Here is a 19,745-nt window from a genome sequence, read left to right on the forward strand (position 1 = left end):
TCCCGCCGCAAAAAATGGAGCTTCCAGTGGAGCTCAAAATCATTGGAGTTCCATTTCCTGGCAGATCACGAGAAATCACATCCATCCAACTGGCTTTTTAAATAACCGGTCATCATGACCGGTTATCAAATATCTCCGATCCTGATGAACCTTGGCCTTCCAAGACATCGGTAGCTGCCTGCCGCCAACCAATCAACCAATCAACCAATCAACCAATCAACCAATCAACCAATCAACCAATCAACCAATCAGCATTACCACGGGATATGGATAAAAGCCTCAATAAGATAACGGTATAAATTAAAATAAACCATGTTTCCCACTCTTAACGCCTCTCCGGGCATGTACAAATATGTATAATCTGCAGACTTTTCAGTTCCACCCAATTAATCAGACAGCGATTTCGAATGGACAAAACATACCAACCCCATGACATAGAAACCAAACATTACGAACACTGGGAACAAAACAACTGGTTTGCGCCTTCCGGTGTCGGTCCTGGTTACAGCATCATGATCCCACCACCGAATGTCACGGGTAGCCTGCACATGGGTCATGCATTTCAGCAGACCATCATGGATGCACTGATCCGTTACCATCGCATGCAGGGCTACAACACTCTCTGGCAACCAGGTACCGATCATGCGGGCATTGCCACTCAGTTGGTTGTGGAACGTTTGCTTGCGGCCGAAGGAAAAACCCGCCACGACCTTGGACGAGAAGCGTTCATTGACAAAGTATGGGAATGGAAAGCCCAATCCGGTGGCTCCATTACCGGGCAAATGCGTCGCCTGGGTGACTCGGTAGACTGGAGCCGAGAACGTTTCACCATGGACCCTGGTTTGAGCGATGCCGTAAAAGAAGTGTTTGTCCGCTTGTATGAGGAAGGATTGATCTATCGTGGCAAGCGTCTGGTCAATTGGGATCCAAAACTTCATACCGCCATTTCTGATCTGGAAGTGGAAAGCAAAGAGGAAAATGGTCATCTCTGGCATTTCCGATATCCCCTTGCCGATGGTATCAAAACTGCCGATGGCAGTGACTATCTGGTCGTTGCTACAACCCGCCCGGAAACCATGCTTGGCGACAGCGCCGTTGCAGTCCATCCGGAAGATGAGCGCTACCAGAGCCTGATAGGTCAGTTTGTAACACTGCCCATCGTTAATCGTCGGATCCCGATTGTGGCCGATGATTATGTTGACCGTGAGTTTGGCACCGGCTGTGTCAAAATCACGCCCGCTCACGATTTCAATGACTATGAACTGGGCAAACGCCATAACCTGCCATTGATCAATATCTTCGATCAAAGCGCTCACATTCTGGCCGTTGCGGAAGTCTTTGATTTTGACAGCCAGGCTATTACCGATATAGATGCAACGATGCCGACAGAGTACGTTGGTCTGGAACGCTATCAGGCCCGTAAACTGATCATTCAACAATTTGAGGAAGCCGGCCTGCTGGCAAAGACCGACGATCACAAACTCATGGTTCCGCGCGCAGAGCGTTCTGATGTGGTGGTTGAGCCATGGCTGACTGATCAATGGTACGTTGCCACCAAAGCGCTGGCGGAGCCTGCCATTGCGGCTGTCGAGAATGGCGACATTCAGTTTGTGCCCAAAATGTTCGAGAACGAATATTTTCACTGGATGCGCAACATTCAGGACTGGTGTATCTCCCGGCAATTGTGGTGGGGTCATCAGATTCCTGCCTGGTATGATGACAATGGCAGGGTCTATGTAGGCCGGGACGAGCAGGAAGTACGCGATAAATATCAGTTGGATGCAAGCGTGACGCTGCGCCAGGATGAGGACGTACTCGATACCTGGTTCAGCTCGGCACTATGGACATTTTCCACCCTTGGATGGCCTGAAGATGATAGCCTGTTGAAGATTTTCCACCCTTCCGACGTTTTGGTGACAGGGTTTGACATTATCTTCTTCTGGGTGGCCAGGATGATTATGTTCACCATGCATTTCATCAAAAACGACGACGGTACTCCGCAAGTTCCATTTAAAACCGTCTATGTTACTGGCCTGATTCGTGATGAAAACGGTCAGAAGATGTCCAAGAGTAAAGGTAACGTCCTTGACCCCATCGACCTGATCGACGGCATAGACATCGACAATCTGGTGGCCAAGCGTACCAGTGGGCTGATGTTGTCGAAACAGGCTGCCCGAATTGAAACCAATACCCGCAAATCATTTCCCGAAGGGTTCGCTGAAAGTGGTACAGATGCCCTGCGTTTCACCCTGACCTCTCTGGCCTCATTGAGTCGCGACATCAAATTCGATATCAAACGTCTCGAAGGCTATCGCAACTTCTGCAATAAGATTTGGAATGCCGCACGCTATGTGCTGCAAAACACGGAACATCAGGATTGTGGCCAGACTGGTAACAGTGTCGAACTGAGCCTGGCGGATCGATGGATCATTTCAAGGCTACAGAAACTTTCACAGGAAGTGCACAGACATATTGCCCAATACCGTTTCGATCTGATGAGTCAGGTACTTTATGACTTTATCTGGAACGAGTATTGCGATTGGTATATCGAACTGTCAAAACCCGTTTTCTGGAATGAAAACAGTCGCCCTGAACAGTTAAGAGGTACCCGTCAAACGCTGATTCGTGTGCTGGAAACATTAATGCGATTGGCTCATCCGGTCATGCCATTTATTACTGAAGAAATCTGGCAAAGTATTAAGGAGCTTGCCGGTGTGGAAGGCCAGACTCTAATGTTGCAAGCCTATCCTCAGGCAGACGCCAACATGATCGACGAACAGGCTGAAAATGACATTGAATGGCTCAAAGGCGTCATCGTTGGTGTTCGCAATATCCGTGGTGAGCTGAACATTTCCGCCGGTAGAGAATTACCTGTACTGTTACAGAATGGCTCCACTGAAGATCAGAAACGCCTGACGACCAACCATACATTCCTGGTCAAACTTGCCAGGCTGGAAAGTATCACCTGGCTGGAAACCGATGAAGAAGCACCGATGAGTGCCACTCAGCTCGTTGGTAACATGAAAGTTCTGGTTCCGATGGCCGGACTGATTGATGTAGAAGCGGAAAAAGCCCGTCTAAAAAAGGAAATAGACAAAGCGGAAAAAGATTTCTCCCGCATTAGCGCCAAGCTGGCCAACGAAAGTTTTGTGGCCAAGGCCCCGGAAGCCGTCGTGAATACCGAAAAGGACAAAGCTGCCGCCCTGGAACAAACCATTGCCAACCTGAAAGATCAAATCGACAAACTGGATCAACTCTGATTCTAAAATCCCGTGGGCAGCCTGATAATGCTGCCCACTACCCTTCTGTTTCCAGCAACCCATCAGTGCGTCATAAAACTGTCATGATTAACATAAATGTCCGTGTATTATCCACGTAACCATACTTGTTGCAGAAACCCACTCCCACCATCGTATGAAAATTCATAAGCAAGTCACACTTTGACTCTTATTTCAACTTGATCAACTGGTACTTTTGTGTGAACCCGGATTTTTAACATCTAGTTTGCATAGAAACGAGTATCTGATTGCCGGTATATATCCTCCTTTAGTATCAAGATAGATAAACGCGGATTAGTTATCAGATAAATTATCAACAATGATATTTAATAAGTACCACCCAGTATGTGGCAACTTTCAATTGGACAGAAATTTTTCAAACGGACAGGAAAAGCAACCGAACGTTTCATCCGGATATCAGTCATACCAGAAGGCCGCAGATTATCTCTGCATAGTTTTAGTCAGTATTGACCAAAATGGGTTTACCATCAGATCAGTCTGGCTGTGTATGTTTGCAAGCGGGGCTTTCGTATATTTTTTGGCATTGATTCGATGAAACCGCTGGATAATACCTTGCTCCGATCTTATCAGCATGGTTTCAATAAGGGCTTTTTTAACTACGAGAAGAACAATGAACAAACAACGCTTTTGGCTACAGCACGTAGCAAAGTCATTGCTGCTAAGCTCCTGTGTGACAGGTTTCGCAACAACAGCTCTGGCTGAGAATAACTATTTCACAGTGGAAAAAATTGACTGTACCACTCCGGTCACAGGCAATACCAAAATCGAATTGTTTTCCCAAGTCAATCAGATCATTTGGGGATGGAACCATATTGCCAGTTCTGCCACCGAATTTGCGAATGTTCAGTTCGGCTACGACAGCGACAAATATCGGGTGGACAATTCCAGCATTCAGCATGACACTTCGTGCGAAGATGAGTTTGTCTATAAGACTATTCTGGTGAAAAAATATGCGAACTGGGACCATCAGCATGCCAATGGTCTCGGCTATGATTTTGATCAGGAAGTTGCTTTCGGCCAACTTCAGGATATCGTTATCGACCTGAAACTCAACTCTGCAGAAACCCATATAGATCACCAGGAGTTCCTGGACAGTTATTCAGAAATCGTTTCCCAGGATGTGCTGGAACAGATAGACCGGGGTAAGTTCAATTTAGGGATTGCGCTGAACGGACAACTTCTGCCAGACAATACCGACGTCAGTTTTAACGGCTCAATTATTATCGAACTCGATCAGAGTGAGTTGTCTGATCAATGGTTGCGACTGGTGATTCCGGCAGAGGCTTTCACCTACTATACCCAGAAAGGATATGACAAAGTCACCGACAACCTGAGCGTGAATGATTATCAGACCTTACTGTTGCAAGGGATACGGATAAATCCCGAAACCACCAGCGGTCTGGTACTCAGACATAAAATCAGCAGCGAATTTGAAAACCTTAATGTCACAGAGCATTTCAAGGAAGAAGGAATTTCGATACATAACCTGAGCCTGCGGCTCAAAGAAACAGACTCATCCGATAACGGCAGTTCTGGCGACGGCTCAGATGGAAACTCAGGTTCTGATGACAGTGGCTCTTCGGACAATGGCAATGACAACGGCTCTTCAGACAATGGCAATGACAGCGGCTCTGCAGACAATGGCAATGACAGCGGCTCTTCGGACAATGGCAATGACAGCGGCTCTTCGGACAATGGCAATGACAACGGCTCTGCAGACAATGGCAATGACAGCGGCAGCGAAGACAACGGCTCTGATGATACATCAGACGACAATTCCGATAACTCCTCTTCACCTGTTTATATAGAACAACTGAGTTCCTGCGAGGAAATACAGGAGCCGGCTTTATCTTCTTTCATGATCTTTGATCAATCCGTTGATCATCTGACCAACGATGACAGTCACTGGATCAAAGATAAATACATGACCCAAAGCTGGAGTAAGGTTTACGACACTTGGGAGGAAAGCGAGCCGAACGTCTTTAAATTCATGAAAGACGACTACAGCGTCAAACTGGATAGCCTCGAGCAGGATGACCAGTGTGATAATCTTCAGGTCATGAAAACAATTCTGGTTAAGAAATACGCTGACTGGGACAGCCAGCATATGTCCGGCCTTGAATTCCGTTTCCCAGCCGCGAATCTCAAGTTTGGAGACTTAAAGGACATCGTACTCGAAGCCAAGATCAACTCCAGTCAGACCTTCATTCCAAGCCGCGAAGATTATCTGAATACCTATTCAAGCTACACTTCCACAGCCAATCTGGAAGCCATGGATCAGGGTAAAATCAACTTCGGAGTAACTCTATTCGGGGAAAACTCTGATGATCAGAGCATTGAAACCTTCCATGGTGCCATTACCCTTGAATTGGATCAGGATACCGTGGCTGATCAGTGGCTGCGCATCGTAATTCCTGCCAATTCACTGTCTTACTTTATGCAGAAAGACTGGGGCAACACGGATAAAGATCCAAAAGACTATGCCGATTTTGCGCTGGTCGGTTTCCGCATTAACCCGGAAACGCATACCAATCAGGTACTCAGAAACTTCATCACAGACACCTTCGACAGTTCAGTGCCAGAGATGTACAAAGAAGAAGGCCTTTCCGTACGCAAAGTTGCCATCCGTGCCAATGGAGTGATCTCTCCGGACGTCATCAGCGATGATACTGAGGACAATGGCGACACGAGTAACGGCCCGGATACCGATGCGGATAACAATACCGACAGCACCAGCTCATCTGACGACGATTCAGCGTTCGGAAGCTTTGGCATGTCAGCTCTGTTACTGCTGGCCGGACTGTTTGGTTACAGACGAAATAAGCGCGCTGCCTGATCATTACCAGCGCATTTCAGGTGATGAAACGAAGGTTCATCACCTCATTAACGTCTTTACGGCAGGCAGTCACGCCTGCCGTAACAGCTCGACCAGATCAATAATCTGCTGCTGGCTGGCGTTGGCATAACCAAGCACCAGTCCTGTTTGACAATGACGATTGATAAAATAAGCAGACAATGGTGCTCCTCCAAAGCCATGTTTTTTGAGCAACTGCAATGTCTGCTGCTCGTCAATATCACCCCGTAGAACAACATGCATTCCAGCGCTTTGCACCACCGGTGTCAGGGTTTCATTGCCCCTGGACTGCCACTGACCGATTAGCAATTCCCATTTTTTTTGATATAGCTGACGCATGCGCCGCAGATGCCGGCTGAAATGTCCTTCTGCCATAAATTGGGCCAGAACGGCCTGCTCCAGCGCAGGGGAAAATCCCTGAACACACTCTTTGATCGATACCGCGGCCGGCATAAGCGCTTCCGGCAACACCAGATAACCCATGCGCAAAGCCGGAAACAAGGTTTTGGAAAAACTGCCCAGATATATGACCGGCGCTTCCGATACCAGCGAATGCATAGCCGGAAATGGCTTTTGATAAAAGTGAAACTCACTGTCGTAATCGTCTTCAATGATCCAGACCTGATTGTTTCTGGCCCAATCCAACAACTGCAAACGTTCCGACACATCCAGAATCCCTCCGAGGGGGTATTGATGAGTCGGAGTACAATAAAGCAATCTCGCTTTTGTGGATGACGGCAATAAACTCACCTTCAATCCATGTTCGTCGACATCCACCGGGAGCGGTTTTGCCTGCGCCATTTGAGCGGCTTTATGCATACCACCATAACCGGGGTTTTCGATCAGGACTTCATCTCCCGGATTCACCAGCAGACTGATGACGATATAAAGCGCCTGCTGGGCGCCCTGGGTTAACAATATCTGCTCCGGATGACAGGAAACCCCTCTGGACTCACGCAAATAAATGCTGATCTGGTTACGCAGATCCGACAACCCCTTGTACTCGCCATACCCCATAAGTGCCACCCTGGATTCATTCTGGCGATACAAGCGGTTCCAGGTTCCAAACGGAAAATGCTTCAAATCCGGCAGTCCGGTCGTAAATGGCAGAGGACTCCCACCGGTTTGTTCCATCGGACCCAATACACTGCCAGCCAGCTCTGAACAGGCCAATAGCGGCGTGCAAGCAGAAGAGGCAACAGGTTTTGCCATCACCCGGTCATCGAAACGATCTGCGTTGACATACCAGCCCGAACCAACCCGACTGACAATGAATCCTTCAGCACGCAACTGATCAAAACTGGCATTCACGGTGTTACGACTCACCCCCAACAATTCAGCCAACTGTCGGGATGAAGGCAAACGGGTATCTGCCTGCAGCCGCTGACTGAGTATATTCTGGCTGATAAAACGGTATATCTGATCCTGTAGTGGCTGATCCCGTTGTATATCCAACTCGTTAAACACGGTCATCGTTCATCCTGTAGTAGAGATCTATCCTATTTCTCAAAATTGGTACCATCAGTTTAAATAAACTGGAGCTTTCAACAATACCACTTATGACTACCATAAATGGACACCCATACAAAGGTGATAAAGGGACACCCACATAAGTGTTTCAGGTAACCACAGCTTTCATCGCAACGATAGGAATGATCATGACAGACACATTTACCATTACTGCCCGCAATCAAATCAAACGAGGCTCCAAAAAAGCGGATTACCGGAAGGAAGCCGTGTATCAGCTGATAGACAGATTAAAAACCGGACATGTGGCATTTGTGGAAAACAATGAACCGCGAAGCCTGCCTTTGACAATCTGGCGCATCGACGATGACCTCTATTGTCACTCAGCCAACAAAGGAAGGTTTTCCAACGCCCTGATTTCAGGGCAGCTATTGTGCGTCTCTTTTGCTATCAACAATCAATGGGTCATGTCAAAGTCAGCTTATCACCACAGCGCCAATTATGAATCCGCCGTACTGTTCTGTACTGGTGAGCGCCTGAGCGCAGAAGAAGATTTTCATCGGGTTTTCAAAGCAGTAATCAATCAGATTGAACCTGACAGATGGGATCAGATTCGTCCCCCCAGCGCCAAAGAAATGAAAGCAACCACGCTGATTAAATTGACCATACAAAGCGCTTCATTTAAATCCCGGACTGGAGGGCCCAATGAAGAGCCCGAAGATATGGAAATTCCTGTATGGCATGGCGTACTGGATGCCTGAACCTGTTTATGCCGTTATTCACATACAGCGATTATGGGTATTTCCACAACTGTACGAAAGCGGCAGAACAGCATAACCGCGCGGGAGAGGTATCAGCGCTTCTCGCTGCCCTTTGACAGCAATTGTGATGCAGGCACCGCGCGTTCCAATCTCAAACGGATTTGACGCATTTCCAGTTCAATCTGCTCACATACAAGATAGGTTTTAGCCAGACTTATTTTCATTGCACGGGCTTCGAGACCGGCATCTTCCGCCACCTGCTGTAGCTGCGTAGTCGGTGTTTGCGGCTTACTGGTGGATCCGAACAATGTTTTCATGGCTTTCGTTCTCCGGGAAGACATAAACAACCATAGCTCAAGTACCCGTATAAATCAGTCTTTTTGTCGGTTACAGCTGTCACCATCTAAAACAATTACTATGAAAATCTTATTCCACTTCCTGTGGAAGCAGTCTCAAACACGACCAAATGGTTAGCCGTCGATGATAAACCGAACTACAATGGAGGAAATAATCGCTGCTCTACTGAAGTTATGACTGAAACTGTGTTATTTGCCCGACAACCAATTTTAAATCGCAAACAGGAAGTAATTGCTTATGAATTGCTGTTTCGCGATGACGTACAGACCGAGCGTGCAGTGATTGAGAGTGATGAGAAAGCCACGTCATCGGTCATTATCAACGCGTTTACCAGTATGCAGATGAGTTCTGTGACCAACAACAAACTGGCATTTATCAACTTTCCCGCGTCTATGCTGAAGAACATGCCTGATCTGTCTCCAGACTCTGTCGTGTTGGAGCTGTTGGAAACCATCCACTATACCCCAGATGTGCTGGAGGATGTCATTGAGTTAAAGAAGCGAGGATTTCGGATAGCACTGGACGATTTTCTCTTTAAGGCCGACTCCAAGAAAATTGTGCGCTATGCCGACATTATCAAGCTGGATATCCAACAGATCAATAAAAATGGCCAGCGAAAATGTATGGATATTATGGCGAAACTGGATGTGGATTTTCTGGCCGAAAAAGTTGAAACCGAACGCCAGTTCATCGATTGCATGTCGATGAACTACAAATACTTCCAAGGTTTCTTCTTTTCCAAACCGGATCTCATCAAAGGTCATGCCCTGGCACCCGATAAATGGGTGGTGCTGGAGCTGATTACTGAGTTGAATCAGAAGGAACTCGACATTAAGAAGCTGTACGAAATCATCTCTCGAGATTCGATTCTGAGTTACAAACTGTTAAGACTGATTAATTCGTCTTTCTATCGCCGCGCCAAGGAAATTGAAAGTCTGCACCACGGCATCGTCATGCTGGGCGTGGAAAAAATTAAAAACTGGGCCAACGTGGTAGCGCTGACCCAATTAGAAACCAGTTCCGAAGCATTACGCCATCTGGCTCTGGAAAGGGCCCGATTCAGTGAGAATCTGGCTTTTGCAGTAAAAGGTGCCGATCCGCAGATCGCCTTCACAGTCGGTCTGTTCAGCTGTCTGGATGCATTCACCCTCAAACCACTGCAAGAGCTACTGACTGACCTACCCCTGCACGAAAGCATTAAAGAAGCCCTGCTCCATCACAGGGGAGTGTACGGATATTTGCTGCATGCCATCAAAGCCCACGAGCGTGCGCTTTGGGGAAAAATCAAATGGCAGGCCCTGGGGAAAGTAGGCCTGACCGAAGAGGTTTTCGAACAGGCTTATCAGGATGCGCTTATGCTGGCTGACGGTATTGTTCCCATCCTGACCGAACGGGTCGATCTCCCGCACAGTTCCAACCAAGTGAACTGACCTTTACCAAGTATCAGCGATTAAACAGTAGTCGCTGACCTTTGTTTTCAGAAACAATCACGCCGTTCTCAAACATCATTTCCCCGTTAACTAAGGTGGTGTGAATGGCACTTCTGAACTCATAACCATCAAAGGGCGTCCAGCCACACTTTGATAACGCGTCAGCATGCTGGCGGCGGGTGGGCTTATTGAGATCGACCAATACCAAGTCAGCCCAATAACCCTCACGAACGTAGCCCCGATCGACAATATCAAAACAGTCTGCCACGGCGTGACTGGTCTTTTTCACGATTTGTTCCAGACTGAGTACACCACGATGGTAATGCTCCAGCAGCGACAGCAGCGCATCCTGAACCAGAGGAAGACCTGACGGGGCTTTGAAATAACTGTTCTGCTTCTCCTCCCAGGTATGAGGAGCGTGATCCGTGGCAATAATATCGATACGATCTTCCTGAATGGCTTTCAATATGGCCAGACGATCCGATTCCTGTTTCACAGCGGGGTTACATTTAATAAGTGCTCCTTTGCTGTCGTAATCCTGATCACTGAAAAACAGGTGGTGAACACAGGCTTCCGCCGTGATTCGCTTATCCCGGTGATCACCGGCGGCAAACTGAGCCAGCTCTTTTTCAGTTGTCAGATGCAGCACATGCAGGCGACTGTCATGCTTGCGGGCCAGTGCTATGGCCATAGAACTGGACATATAACAGGCTTCTTCACTGCGGATCAGCGGATGAAACGACATAGGCACATTGTCACCGTACATCCCCCTATAACGGTTCTCGTTGGCGGTAATTGTGGGGGTATCCTCACAATGTGTGGCAATGAGAATCGGTGATGAGGCAAAAATATTCTCCAGAATAATGGGATCATCAACCAGCATGTTTCCGGTGGAGGCTCCCATGAATACTTTCACCCCACAGGCCGCTTTTGGGTCCAGCCGCTTGATAACTTCGAGATTGTCATTGGAAGCGCCAAGATAAAAAGAAAAGTTAGCCAGCGACTTTTGTGCTGCACGCTGATACTTATCCTCCAGAGCCGCTTCATCAATGGTCAGCGGGTTCACGTTGGGCATTTCCATATAACTGGTAATACCTCCAGCAACGGCAGCCCTTGATTCAGTGGCAATTTCGCCTTTATGAGTCAACCCAGGTTCCCGAAAATGAACCTGATCATCAATCATTCCAGGCATAAGGGTCAAACCAGCGGCATCGACCACCCGCTTACTCGTCAATGCACTCAAATCTTTGCCCAACTGGCTGATACGACCATCCTCAATAGCAACATCCAGTTGTCGGATCTCCCCATCCGAGACAACATTTGCATTTACAATGAGTAAGTCTGTCATTTGTTTCACCATCGGTTAAAATCATCGCCCGGTATTCTAACAGGCTCCATTCACATTTTCTGTCTTCAGTATCTTCTGAAAAAACGAATTGCTTGGGAAAGATTGCGCCCCTGGCAACTAAACAATTAAGCCTTACGTCATATAGTGCTAGAATCTGCGCCCTTTTTTCTTATCACCTAACCTGGAAATATTACATGGCAAGTTTATTTGTTGAGGAACTTACCGTTATGGACTTCAGCTACCTGCACGCCCTGAGAGGGATTGTTGGGGAAAGCTGGATCGTAGATATCATTCTGGAAGGAGAACTCAATAATGAAGGCATGGTGTTTGATTTCGGACTGGTCAAAAAAGAGATAAAACGTGCCATTGATGAAGGCATGGACCACAAATTTCTAATACCGGCCTCCATTGCCGGACTTCAGGTCATAGAAGATGACGAGGATTTTCGCTTCTGTTTCGAAAATGTCACCGGCATGAAACTGTGCTATCGCTCTCCTCGGGAAGCGGTGTATCTTCTCGACGCAGACAGAATCAATACCGAAACCGTCACTCCTATTCTGGAGAAACACCTGAAAACCATCGTGCCGGCTAATGTCAGTAACGTCAAAGTCAAACTCAGGGCACAGGACATCGAAGGAGCCTACTACCACTACAGTCATGGGCTGAAGAAACATCAGGGAGACTGCCAGCGCATTTGTCATGGGCATCGCTCCCCCATCAAAGTATTCATTGATGGCAAACGTAGTGGTGAAGAAGAGTTCATCATTGCCAAGCAATGGCAGGACATCTATCTGGTCACCCGTGAGGATGTACTGCATCAGGATGCTAGCTACATCACCCTGGGCTATGAAGCCGAACAGGGATACTTCGAATTGACCTTACCAAAGGCAAGTTGTGATTTCATGTCGGGAGACAGCACGGTCGAACTGATTGCAGTACACCTGGCGGAGCACATCAAGGAACGACACCCAAATAAGAAAGTGGAGGTTCAGGCCTACGAAGGCTATAAAAAAGGTGCTTTCGCGAATGCTTGAGCCTTTGTTAAACTAACCAGACACAGTATCCAATAAGACTCCGGAACGTTACCAATGTCCATGGCAACAATCTTTCAACATCTACGCCCCTTTCAACACAGTGAAGGCTGTTGAGTCGGCAGCGCTCAGTACACCGCTATAACTCAAAAACACTGCCGAACAATACAGGACACCCATGGAAATCAAAATTCACAATACCCTTGTGGGCAGCAAACAGGTTTTTAAGCCCATCGACCCTGAAAAGGTCACGATCTATGTTTGTGGACCGACAGTCTACAACCGTATTCATATCGGTAATGCCCGCCCTGCCGTCATTTTCGATACCTTTGTCAGACTGCTAAGACAGATCTATCCCAAAGTCGTGTATGCCCGCAACATTACGGATGTGGATGACAAAATTAATAATGCCGCCCGGGAACTGGGAGTCGATATATCCGTCGTGGCAGAAAAATATGCACTCGCTTATCAGGAAGATATGGCGGCACTGCATAACTTTGAACCGGATATTCAGCCCAGAGCCACTGAACACATCGATGAAATGATCAACATCATTCAGGCACTGATTGACCGGGGACATGCCTACGTCAGCGACCACCATGTGTTATTCAATGTTCCCTCGATGGCAGATTACGGAAAGCTGTCCAAGCGAAACATCGACGACATGATCGCCGGTGCCCGGGTGGAAGTGGCCAGTTACAAAAAAGATCCAATGGACTTCGTACTCTGGAAGCCTTCCACTGACGATCTTCCCGGCTGGGACTCTCCCTGGGGACGTGGACGCCCTGGTTGGCATATCGAATGTAGCGCCATGATTCAGAAACACCTGGGCGAAACCATCGATATTCACGGCGGCGGTGCGGATCTGGTCTTTCCGCATCACGAAAATGAATTGGCTCAGGGAACCTGCTGCCATGATCACCCCGTTGAGTATGTGCGCTACTGGATGCACAACGGCATGTTGAATATCGGCGGCGAAAAGATGTCCAAATCCCTGGGCAACTTCATTACGGTTGCCGAGTTGCTGGAACAATATCAGGGGGAGGTTTTGCGCTTCGCTCTGCTCAGTGCTCAATACCGCTCACTGCTCAACTTTACCGATGATCTGCTGAATCAGTCGAAAGCAGCGCTGGACCGGTTTTATACGGTTCTGCGGGAGTTAAAATACGTTGAAGCCCTGCCGGTCTCTGAGTTTTCGTCCCTGCCGGTGGTCAAGGCTCTGGCTGACGACATGAACACGCCCGAAGCCCTGGCCGCCATGCATCAACTTGCCTCTGAGCTGTTTAAAGCGACCGATCCGGCAGAAAAGGCTAAACTGAAAGGACAGTTCGTTACCTCGGGTCAATTGCTGGGACTTTTTAATCATGACCCGGAACAGTGGTTCAAACAGGGCAATGCTGACAGTCTCAGCGAAGCACTCATTGATGCCAAAATTCAGGAACGCGCAGATGCCAAGAAAGCCCGTGATTTTGGTAAGGCTGATGAAATACGCAACTGGCTGCTGGAACGTGGGGTCGAAATTCAGGATACCCGTGAAGGTACGCGCTGGCAGAGGATCTGATTCAGGTCTGAACAACTGAATAAAGGTAAAACATTATGCGTTGGCTACTCACCGGACTGATTAAATTTTACCAATGGTTTATCAGCCCGGTGCTGGGGCCGCGCTGTCGCTTTTACCCAACCTGTTCCAATTACGCATTGGAAGCCATAAAAAAACACGGGGCATTGCACGGTAGCTGGCTGGCCATAAAACGGATTGGCAAATGTCATCCATGGCATCCGGGTGGTATCGATCCGGTACCCGAACCTCATTGCCCCCACAAGCACTCCCATAAGGATACTCATTGTGATTGATCCGCAATTGTTAAAAGTACTGGTCTGTCCGGTCACCAAAGCACCGGTTACTCTCAGCGATGATAAAAAAGAGCTGATCTGTAAAGCCAGCCGATTAGCCTACCCCATCCGTGACGATATTCCGGTCATGCTGGAAAGTGAAGCCAGGAAAATTGGTCAAGACGAATACGAAACACTAAGATGAAAGGCTTGTTATTGGTTGCCCATGGCAGCAGATTAGTGGAGTCCAATAACGAAATCATAGTGCTCAGAGACAAACTGCGCGCGAAAAACAGCGATTTCGACTGGCTGGACATCGCCTTCCTGGAACTGGCTTCCCCTCAGGTCGGCAGCCAAATAGACGTAGCAGTGGCATCAGGGGTTACGCTCCTGAAGGTGTTTCCGTACTTCCTTGCTGCGGGTTATCACGTTCGAACCGACCTGCCCACCCTGCTGGAACAGGCCCAGGATAAATACCCAGACCTGTCTATCTCTCTGGCACAGCATCTTGGTGCCCGAGAGGAACTGGTCTCACTGATTCTTAATCATTACGACTGAGACTCTGAAGCCAGTCCGGCCAGTTCCGGGGCCGAGGCAAGGTGAAGCGTTCTGGTAGGGAAAGCGATTTCCGCACCATGAGAATCAATAACCTGATGGATCTTCAACAACACATCCTGTTTGATACCATGATACTCAATCCAGTCAGTGGTTTTGGTAAAGGTGTAAACAAAAAAATCGACTGATGACGCATTAAATGCATTGAAGTTGACGATCATGGTCTGCCGCGTATCAATAGCTTCATGTTGCTGCAGCATGGTTTTGACATCTTCGACAATGCGTGCCATCACGCCCACGTCATCATAACGCACACCAATGGTTTCATAAATTCTGCGATTGGTCATACGTGATGGATTTTCCACGCTGATACTGGAAAACACCGAGTTCGGAACGTACAGTGGCCGCTTGTCAAACGTCCGGATAATAGTCAACCTCCAACCAATATGCTCAACCGTTCCTTCAATTTCTTTATCGGGTGATTTAATCCAGTCTCCAACCGCAAATGGACGGTCCAGGAAAATCATCAGACCTCCAAAAAAGTTAGCCAGCAGATCTTTAGCTGCAAAACCAACGGCAATACCACCGATCCCGCCAAACGCCAGTACCCCTGAAATCGAGAAACCCAGTGATTGCAATATCACCAGCGCTGCCGTGATGACCAGAGAGACCCGAACCAGATTACCCAAAGCCAACGCGGTGGTTTTGTCCATCGGCGATTTAACCATACCAGGGTCTGAAAAGCCGACTTCGATTTCTTTTGTGGCTGACACCAGGAACCAGGCCACGAGCACAATAGTGGAAACTTTACGTGCAGGATCAATAAACGAAAAAATCGGCTCCTGGGAAACCTGATAAACGATCTCACCAGCCCACAGCAGACCAATGACCCATACCAACATACGGGCTGGTCGCCGGGCTGAGCGAATCAGCGCATCATCCCAGATAATTCTGGTTTTGCTGGCCCTTTCCTCCAAACGATCCAGCACCCGTTTGGCAACATAGCTGGTGATCATGGTTGCCAGAATCACAATAAAGACCTGTAATATCCAGACCTGCTGTCCCAGAATCTGCTGCACTTCTTTCCACCATATTGCTAACTGCTCTGTCATTTGTTAAACCTTAGCGCCTCTAAATAAAATCGTGTGGCTATAAACGGAACCCTACAAACCTTAAACGAAATAACCCTTATTGACCAAGTATCCTTATTGACCCGGTATCCTTACCAGAAACTGAAACCACCCATCGGGAGCCCTGAATGCTCTACCTTGCTATAAAACATCTGCATATGACAACTGCCATTTTGTCAGGTATCGGTTTTTTGATTCGGGGGATACTGGTGCAGATAGAACACCCTGTGACACAAAAAAAATGGATGCGAATTCTCCCCCATATTAACGATAGCATTCTACTATTTTGTGCAATCTGGCTGGCGTGGAAGTTACGGTTGGTGCCAGGGCTGGATGTATGGTTAAGTTGCAAAATATTTTTGCTGATACTCTATGTAACCTTCGGAATATTCGCATTACGTAAAGGCAGAGATCAAAAACAAAAGGCAGGATTTTTCGCCATGGCCTTGTGGTGTTATCTGTCCATTCTGGCCATCGCTATCAACCGGCCTTTGTTTTTGATGTTCTGACAGATTGTTGATTTTCGAATACTGCGTTTAAAAATCGCCAACCAACCGAACGACTCAACTCAGGATTCCGCCGGAATGTTTTTTTCGCTCTCCCGGGCCTGTGTGTGCTGACAGAGAAAAGTTTGATGCTTGGAATAGCAGATGAAAGCTTTGAGTATAGTAAAGGTACTTAGTCCGGCAATTCCAAATGCGACCTCGGTGGAAACCCCAAAAATCATACCAGCGTAGCCAAACAGCGACAAACTGGACCAGCCCAAACCCAAATACAAAACCCACCTACGCCAGCAGCTACCACCATCCAATGCATATATGATCATTGGCACCGCCAGGAAAACCAATACAGTCAAAGGATTACTCAGAAAAAGCTCAAAATGAAATGGATGATTCATGTCTACATACAGCTTCTAAACACATGGGCGAAGTTTACCGCGAGTTCAATTCAAAAATAGCCAACAAGTGCAAAAAACAATCTTTTTGCACCTTTCGACTCTGATAACAGCGTCACATATTCAGAGTAATCCTGTGAAACTTTCGATAGACTTAACAATTCCTCAACTTTACATACTTTTTGAACACAGTGACGTATTATTCCCCTACCCTTTGTTTCACTAAAGATACCGTGACAGACTCGACAGAATGAGAGGACTCAGCAAAGTTCCGTTTGCGTATAAACTAAGCCTGACTATCAGTGGCATGGTGTTAAGCATTTTGTTTGTGGCATCCGGGCATATTGTCTCCCGCCAGCAGCAATTGATAGAACAACAGTTCACGGACGGTGCCAGTACCACTATTCAGCAATTGGCATCCAATGCTGTCGAGTTGGTATTTACGGAAGACCAGTTGGCACTGAATAGCCTGGTTTCTTCAACCACTGGCCTGGAACAGATTCTTGGAACCGCCATTTTAAATCGCGAAGGGATCACTATTGCCTCAGCAGGGATTACTCCCAATGATGGATTCCTACCTTTGGATGATCCTTTTCTCCCCAACGGTTATGAATACCGGTGGCCAAACCTGACGGACAGTAATGCGCTGGTCAGTTACGTTTATCCAGTGACATTTAAAAGCATCGTCGGCGGTTATGCACTAATCACTATGTCCAGAGCACAATTGGAAAGAACCAAAAATGATGTGTATTGGTCACAGGTATCCACCGCCATTGTGCTGGCAGCACTCATTACGTTGGTAACGGTGTTAATCAGTCGCAAATTTGCCAAACCAATTGACGCTCTGGTTGAGGCCACTAAAGCCATCCAGGAAGGAAAATATGGCTATCGAATCCGCTCTCGTCATCGCGGTGAATTCCATCAGGTGGTTGATTCATTCAATAAAATGGCGGAGGGTATTGAACAGAAAATCCGGGTTGAATCAGCGTTCAATCGTTTTGTCTCCAGCCGGGTTGCAGAAAAGTATATTCGCGATGCTGACTCCATCGAGCTTGGCGGTCAGATTGTCAATGCCTCGGTTCTGTTTGTGGATATCGTAGGCTATACAGCTTTATCGGAATCCATGCCTCCACAACAAATGGCCAAACTGCTCAATGAGTTGTTTGAATTCTTTTCCTTTGCCGCCAACCAGACCGGAGGGATGGTGGATAAGTATATCGGCGACTGTGCCATGCTCGTATTCGGTGCGCCGGAGAAAAACAAGAACCATCATCTCAGTGCAGTCTACTGCGCCCTGTTGATTCGTTCGATGATGCAGCAGTTCAACCGGCGGCGCGAAAAACAGGGGTTGGATGCGGTCGAGGTCAGAGTGGGGATCAGCTCCGGGGAGATGCTGGCGGGAATTCTCGGGAGTTCTGATCGGGTACAATACACCGTTATTGGTGACCCGGTAAATTTATCCAGCCGCCTCTGCGCTCTCGCGCCGGTCGGTGGTATTATCGTAGACACTCAGTTTTTTCAATATGCCAACATCGACGACGATATTGAATATCGCCCTTATCGCTCGGTTCTGGTAAAAGGCAAGAAACTGCCGGTTGAAACCATTGAAATTATTTCTATCAAAGGCCATTGGCAACGAAGTATCGACCTGACCTGTAAAAAACTCATTTCATGAAATATTCCGTTATTTTACTGCTGACCTGTTTTGTTGTTCAGGGATGCAGCCAACTTCATATTCAGCCCAGCACCCCTGAAGCCAGACTGGATAAACTGCTTCAGCAGGAAAAATATCACAATGCCCGCCTGTTACTTGCGCAACAAACTGATAAGGCATTGGTAAAACACTATACTTCTGCTCTGAATAAGCTCGAACAGCAGAAAACCAGCGAGATTATCCGCACATCCGAAGAAGCCATTGATGAACAGCAGTGGTTCAGAGCCAAGGAGATTGTCGAGAACGGAATTCGCCTGATGGGTCGAAAGCCGGAACTGACAGAGCAACGGCAAAAAATCATAGATCTTCGGGATCAGCACATTCTGGCCCATCAAAATAACCTTCTGCTGAACCGGGCACATTTTCTGTTGCAACAGTACTCGGACATAGAGGCCATTGCTGAAGCTCTGCCAAGAAATAAAGCCATGCAGATTGAGTACCGAAATCTCAAACAGGATATGAAGACATCCGCGCAACAGCTCTATGAACTCGCGCAGACCGCCCTCGAGCAAGGTGATGCAGGGAAAGCGCTGAGGGTGGCCAACCTTTCTTACCAACTGCATGCAGACACTGATACCCGAGAATTGTTGATCCAATTGGAGCAGAACCGTCGGAAGAGTCAGAACAAGCAACAGACGGAAGCCTCCGAAGCACGATCCAAGCATGTTGATTCCCTCATCGCCGCCTGTGACCAGGCAATGACCGATGGCGACCTGTTAACGGCCAAGACACTGGTGGAGCAAATCAAGCAGAGTTCACCAAATCCGTCCGATTGGCTGTTGCGCCAGAAACGATTGGATGCCCGCATTGCCTTGCAAGTGCAAAATGCCCTGGAAGAAGGACAGGTACTCTACAGCGAAGGCTTTATACAGGAAGCTGTCGATTTATGGACCAAAACAGAAAAACTGGACCCTGATAACAAAACTCTGAAAGAATATATCGCACGCGCCAGCCGGTTTCTGGAAAACATCGAGAAGCTGTCTGACCAAACATCACCATCTGAATAAAAAGACAAATCAATACAACTCGCTATAATAGCCGCCCGTTTCGTCAATCAGCCTCGGAAATAGA

Annotated in this window: 16 protein-coding genes; 12 read left to right on the forward strand and 4 right to left on the reverse strand. The window is 47.7% G+C overall.

All coding sequences use genetic code 11. The annotated features are described in order from the left end of the window. Window positions 1-407 precede the first annotated feature (407 nt). Window positions 408-3,260: a valine--tRNA ligase gene (locus YC6258_RS18925; protein ID WP_044618308.1), complete on the forward strand. Its 2,853-nt coding sequence runs from the start codon at window positions 408-410 to the stop codon at window positions 3,258-3,260. Between the two features lie 649 nt (window positions 3,261-3,909). Then, window positions 3,910-6,135 carry a hypothetical protein gene (locus YC6258_RS30380; protein WP_044618309.1) on the forward strand — a complete coding sequence of 742 codons (2,226 nt, stop codon included), beginning with the start codon at window positions 3,910-3,912 and terminating at the stop codon, window positions 6,133-6,135. Window positions 6,136-6,204: 69 nt separating this feature from the next. Here the strand turns inward: YC6258_RS30380 and pdxR are convergent, their stop codons facing one another. After that, complete coding sequence (gene pdxR, locus YC6258_RS18935; RefSeq protein ID WP_044618310.1) at window positions 6,205-7,626, reverse strand: MocR-like pyridoxine biosynthesis transcription factor PdxR; 1,422 nt, start codon at window positions 7,624-7,626, stop codon at window positions 6,205-6,207. Window positions 7,627-7,811: 185 nt separating this feature from the next. Between pdxR and YC6258_RS18940 the strand changes: the two genes are divergently transcribed. Next, a complete protein-coding gene (locus YC6258_RS18940; protein WP_245626959.1) occupies window positions 7,812-8,381 on the forward strand; it encodes a pyridoxamine 5'-phosphate oxidase family protein in 570 nt (189 codons plus the stop codon). A 92-nt stretch (window positions 8,382-8,473) separates the two neighbouring features. Here YC6258_RS18940 and YC6258_RS18945 read toward each other — a convergent pair whose 3' ends face one another. Next, a complete protein-coding gene (locus YC6258_RS18945; protein WP_044618312.1) occupies window positions 8,474-8,698 on the reverse strand; it encodes a hypothetical protein in 225 nt (74 codons plus the stop codon). A gap of 213 nt (window positions 8,699-8,911) precedes the next feature. On the opposite strand from YC6258_RS18945, the gene YC6258_RS18950 reads away from it, so the two are divergent. Continuing rightward, the gene (locus tag YC6258_RS18950) at window positions 8,912-10,168 is read left to right on the forward strand and encodes an EAL and HDOD domain-containing protein (RefSeq protein WP_044618313.1); all 1,257 of its coding nucleotides are present in this window, start codon (window positions 8,912-8,914) and stop codon (window positions 10,166-10,168) included. A 13-nt stretch (window positions 10,169-10,181) separates the two neighbouring features. Here YC6258_RS18950 and YC6258_RS18955 read toward each other — a convergent pair whose 3' ends face one another. Beyond that, the gene (locus YC6258_RS18955) at window positions 10,182-11,516 is read right to left on the reverse strand and encodes a dihydroorotase (protein ID WP_044620207.1); all 1,335 of its coding nucleotides are present in this window, start codon (window positions 11,514-11,516) and stop codon (window positions 10,182-10,184) included. A 194-nt stretch (window positions 11,517-11,710) separates the two neighbouring features. Here YC6258_RS18955 and YC6258_RS18960 point away from each other — a divergent pair, with 194 nt between their 5' ends. From YC6258_RS18960 to YC6258_RS18980, 5 genes are all read left to right on the forward strand, one after another. After that, window positions 11,711-12,550, forward strand: a complete 840-nt coding sequence (locus YC6258_RS18960; protein WP_044618314.1) for a 6-pyruvoyl trahydropterin synthase family protein — start codon at window positions 11,711-11,713, stop codon at window positions 12,548-12,550. Window positions 12,551-12,725: 175 nt separating this feature from the next. Then, on the forward strand, window positions 12,726-14,108 hold the full coding sequence (gene cysS / locus YC6258_RS18965; RefSeq protein ID WP_044618315.1) for a cysteine--tRNA ligase: 1,383 nt from the start codon (window positions 12,726-12,728) through the stop codon (window positions 14,106-14,108). 35 nt (window positions 14,109-14,143) lie between these two features. Next, on the forward strand, window positions 14,144-14,401 hold the full coding sequence (gene yidD / locus YC6258_RS18970) for a membrane protein insertion efficiency factor YidD (RefSeq protein WP_044618316.1): 258 nt from the start codon (window positions 14,144-14,146) through the stop codon (window positions 14,399-14,401). Continuing rightward, window positions 14,397-14,585: a Trm112 family protein gene (locus YC6258_RS18975; RefSeq protein ID WP_044620208.1), complete on the forward strand. Its 189-nt coding sequence runs from the start codon at window positions 14,397-14,399 to the stop codon at window positions 14,583-14,585. Before yidD ends, YC6258_RS18975 begins: the two co-directional genes overlap by 5 nt. Continuing rightward, window positions 14,582-14,938 carry a sirohydrochlorin chelatase gene (locus tag YC6258_RS18980; RefSeq protein ID WP_044618317.1) on the forward strand — a complete coding sequence of 119 codons (357 nt, stop codon included), beginning with the start codon at window positions 14,582-14,584 and terminating at the stop codon, window positions 14,936-14,938. Before YC6258_RS18975 ends, YC6258_RS18980 begins: the two co-directional genes overlap by 4 nt. Here the strand turns inward: YC6258_RS18980 and YC6258_RS18985 are convergent. After that, entirely contained in the window at window positions 14,929-16,047 is a 1,119-nt protein-coding gene (locus YC6258_RS18985; RefSeq protein ID WP_044618318.1) for a mechanosensitive ion channel family protein, read from the reverse strand. The genes YC6258_RS18980 and YC6258_RS18985 overlap by 10 nt on opposite strands. A gap of 146 nt (window positions 16,048-16,193) precedes the next feature. Between YC6258_RS18985 and YC6258_RS18990 the strand changes: the two genes are divergently transcribed. The 3 genes from YC6258_RS18990 (at window position 16,194) to YC6258_RS19005 (ending at window position 19,681) form a co-directional block, all read left to right on the forward strand. Continuing rightward, window positions 16,194-16,574, forward strand: coding sequence for a SirB2 family protein (locus YC6258_RS18990; protein WP_044618319.1), 381 nt, complete (start codon window positions 16,194-16,196; stop codon window positions 16,572-16,574). 636 nt (window positions 16,575-17,210) lie between these two features. Beyond that, window positions 17,211-18,635, forward strand: a complete 1,425-nt coding sequence (locus YC6258_RS19000) for an adenylate/guanylate cyclase domain-containing protein (RefSeq protein WP_044618321.1) — start codon at window positions 17,211-17,213, stop codon at window positions 18,633-18,635. Next, complete coding sequence (locus tag YC6258_RS19005) at window positions 18,632-19,681, forward strand: coiled-coil domain-containing protein (RefSeq protein ID WP_044618322.1); 1,050 nt, start codon at window positions 18,632-18,634, stop codon at window positions 19,679-19,681. Before YC6258_RS19000 ends, YC6258_RS19005 begins: the two co-directional genes overlap by 4 nt. The last annotated feature ends 64 nt before the right edge of the window (window positions 19,682-19,745 follow it).

The sequence above is a fragment of the Gynuella sunshinyii YC6258 genome, assembly GCF_000940805.1.
Classification (GTDB): Bacteria; Pseudomonadota; Gammaproteobacteria; order Pseudomonadales; family Natronospirillaceae; genus Gynuella; species Gynuella sunshinyii.